Origin of the sequence: uncultured Intestinimonas sp. (assembly GCF_944387725.1) — a bacterium.
GTDB lineage: Bacteria > Bacillota > Clostridia > Oscillospirales > Oscillospiraceae > Intestinimonas.
This window is the reverse complement of sequence record NZ_CALXGA010000116.1, coordinates 1-2,573: the sequence shown is the minus strand read 5'-3', so window position 1 is coordinate 2,573 and position 2,573 is coordinate 1. Positions and strand designations below refer to the sequence as shown.

The window sequence follows — 2,573 nt, the reverse complement described above, 5'->3', positions numbered from 1 at the left end:
GTGCAGCAGAAACTCATTGATTTCATGTGGAGCCGCAGCCTGCTGGAGGACCGGCCCGGCGAGCGGTAAGCCCCGCCATACGTTTTTTCATATAACCTCATACCATATTTCGGATTCGACAACGGCCTCCCCGCCCGCTATAATGGGTCCATCTCAAAAATGAAGGTTCTTTCTTTTTTTCCTTCATTTTGAGGGCACCTGTTTTGCGAGAGCGCGTAAGGAGGCTTTTGTCATGTCAACGTACTATTTCCTTCCCACCCGGAACGTCTTTGGAATGGGCGCTTCCCAGGAGGCCGGCGAGTTAATGAAAAGTCTGGGCGGCCATAAGACGATGATCGTCACCGACAAATTTCTCCATGAGAGCGGCATGGCGGGACAGATCCAAGAGATCCTGGCCCAGGCCGGCGTGGAATCCATCGTCTTCCCCGGGGCCGAGCCCAATCCCACCGACCAAAACGTGGCCGCCGGCGTGGCGGTGTTTCAGGAGAACGGCTGCGACTCCATCCTTTCCCTGGGGGGCGGCTCCTCCCACGACTGTGCCAAGGGCATCGGCATGGTGGCCGCCAACGGCGGGACCATCCACGACTATGAGGGCATCGACCGCTCCAGCCGCCCCCTGATGCCTCTGATGGCGGTGAATACCACGGCGGGCACCGCCTCGGAGATCACCCGGTTCTGCATCATTACCGACACCAGCCGGAAGGTGAAGATGGCCATTGTGGATTGGCGGGTTACCCCTCAGATCGCCATCAACGACCCGGAGCTGATGCGCGGCATGCCCCCCTCCCTCACCGCCGCCACCGGCATGGACGCCCTCACCCACGCCATTGAGGCCTATGTGTCCACCGACGCCAACCCCCTCACCGACGCGGCGGCCACCATGGCCGTCCAGATGATCTCCCACTACCTGCCCAAGGCGGTGGCTAACGGCAACTACATGAAGGCCCGGGACAAGATGGCCTACGCCCAGTATCTGGCGGGCATCGCCTTCAACAACGCCTCCCTGGGCTACGTCCACGCCATGGCCCACCAGCTGGGCGGCTTCTACAACCTGCCCCACGGTGTCTGCAACGCGGTGCTGCTGCCCTATGTGATGAAGTTCAACCTCATCGGCAATATGACCCGGTTCAAGGAGATCGCCATTGCCATGGGGGTGCGGGGGGAGAATCTGTCCTGTTCCGCCGCCGCCGAAGAGGGCATCGCCGCCGTCAAGCGCATGGGCCAGCGCCTGGGCATCCCCGCCAACCTGAAGGTGCTCGGCGTCAAGCCCGAGGACTTCGCCATCATGGCCGAAAACGCCATGAAGGACGTGTGCAGCCTCACCAACCCCCGCACCGCCACCAAGGAGCAGATCATTGAGGTGTACCGCCAGGCCTACGAGGGCGAATGAGCTTCGTTTCTGTTCATCTCGTTCTCCCTTCTTCCGATACACCGGAACCCAGCGGGTTTTGCACAGACCCGCTGGGTTCCAAGTCTTGGAGAACCGAAATTGCCCTCAATCGTTTCACTGTATTTGCTATATCTGAGGAGGATATTACAATGAGTAAAAAAATCTTGATTCTCAATGGCAGCCCCCGGAAAACCGGCAACACCGCCGCCCTGATCCGCTCCTTTGCCGAGGGGGCGGAGAGCGCCGGCAATACGGTCACGGAGTTCTTCCTGGACGGCATGGACCTCCACGGCTGCAGGGGCTGCTTCGGCGGTGGCAGGGACCCGGAGCACCCCTGTGTCCAGCGGGACGACATGGACAAAATCTACCCGGTCTACAAGGAGGCCGACGTGGTGGTGCTGGCCTCCCCCCTGTACTACTGGACCATCAGCGGACAGCTGAAGCTGGCCTTTGACCGGCTGTTCGCCGTGGCCGAGTGCGACCCCGGCCTGGCCAACCCAAAAAAGGAGTCCGTCCTGCTTATGGCGGCGGAGGGCCACGGCTTTGAGGAGACCCTGTACTGGTACGACCACCTGGAACAGCACCTGGGCTGGAAAAGCCTTGGCAGGGTGCTGTGCGGCGGGGTGATGAACCTGGGGGACATCGCCGGCCGGGAGGAGCTCCACCAGGCCTTTGAGCTGGGCCGGTCCATCTCCTGATATCGAAACCAAAAACGCGGACCCTGGAACATCCAAGGTCCGCGTTTCGTTTTTTATTTGCTCCGCTTCAAGACCTCCAGCAGGAAGGCCCACACCCGCTGGACGGAGGAGATGCTCATCCGCTCCCGGGGGGTGTGGATCTCCAGCAGGTCGGGGCCGATGGACACGCAGTCCAGGCCCGGAATCTTCCCCGCCAGCAGGCCGCACTCCACCCCGGCGTGGATGGCCTCCACCTTGGGCGCGCGGCCGTACTGCTCCCGGAACACCTGGACCATCCGGTCCCGGAGGGGCGAGTCCTCTTTGTATTCCCAGGCCGGATAGTCCCCGGAGTATTGGGTTCTGCCCCCCAGGGCCTGGGTGAGGCAGGTGAGCCGGTCCTTCAGGGCCTCCTTCTGGGACCCCAGGGAGCTGCGCACCGAGAAGCAGGCCCGCAGCTCCTCCGCCCCGGTGGTGAGGATGCCCAGGTTCAGGGAGGTCTGCACCAG

Annotated in this window: 2 protein-coding genes and 1 pseudogene; 2 read left to right on the top strand and 1 reads right to left on the bottom strand. The window is 62.1% G+C overall.

The window, feature by feature from the left end:
- The first annotated feature begins 232 nt into the window (after positions 1 to 232).
- Together Q0K09_RS10700 and Q0K09_RS10695 are read left to right on the top strand one after the other, a co-directional pair.
- The gene (locus tag Q0K09_RS10700) at positions 233 to 1,390 is read left to right on the top strand and encodes an iron-containing alcohol dehydrogenase (RefSeq protein WP_294476233.1); all 1,158 of its coding nucleotides are present in this window, start codon (positions 233 to 235) and stop codon (positions 1,388 to 1,390) included.
- A gap of 149 nt (positions 1,391 to 1,539) precedes the next feature.
- Complete coding sequence (locus tag Q0K09_RS10695; RefSeq protein WP_294476229.1) at positions 1,540 to 2,088, top strand: flavodoxin family protein; 549 nt, start codon at positions 1,540 to 1,542, stop codon at positions 2,086 to 2,088.
- A 53-nt stretch (positions 2,089 to 2,141) separates the two neighbouring features.
- On the opposite strand, the pseudogene Q0K09_RS10690 reads toward Q0K09_RS10695, so the two are convergent.
- Positions 2,142 to 2,573, bottom strand: a pseudogene (locus Q0K09_RS10690) (M20/M25/M40 family metallo-hydrolase); the annotation flags it as partial.